This window comes from Mesorhizobium sp. M2E.F.Ca.ET.209.01.1.1 (genome assembly GCF_004010375.2).
Classification (GTDB): Bacteria; Pseudomonadota; Alphaproteobacteria; order Rhizobiales; family Rhizobiaceae; genus Mesorhizobium.
Map to the genome: position 1 here is coordinate 1 of NZ_SADP02000816.1, position 319 is coordinate 319.

Genomic DNA, 319 nt, shown 5'->3' on the forward strand with positions numbered 1-319 from the left:
GACCGCCAAGACCCCCGAAGCGGTCAACGCGATGCTGGGCAAGCTGGCCCCGGCCGCAGTGGCCAACGCCAAGCGTGAGGCCGCCGACCTGCAGGCGATGATCGACCAGGAACAGAAGGCGGCCGGCAAGCCGACGTTCAAGCTGGAACCGTGGGACTGGGTCTTCTACAGCGAGAAGGTCCGCCAGGCCAAATACAACTTCGACGAGTCGCAGCTGAAGCCGTACTTCGAACTGAAGAACGTGCTGGAGAACGGCGTGTTCTACGCGGCCGGCCAGGAATTCGGCCTGACCTTCAAGCAGCGCACCGACCTGCCGGTC

1 protein-coding gene is annotated in these 319 nt (G+C 64.3%); it reads left to right on the forward strand.

Translation table 11 applies throughout. The annotated features are described in order from the left end of the window. Positions 1–319, forward strand: a 319-nt coding sequence (locus EN852_RS38025) for a M3 family metallopeptidase (RefSeq protein ID WP_135879846.1), incomplete at both ends; no start/stop codon positions are given.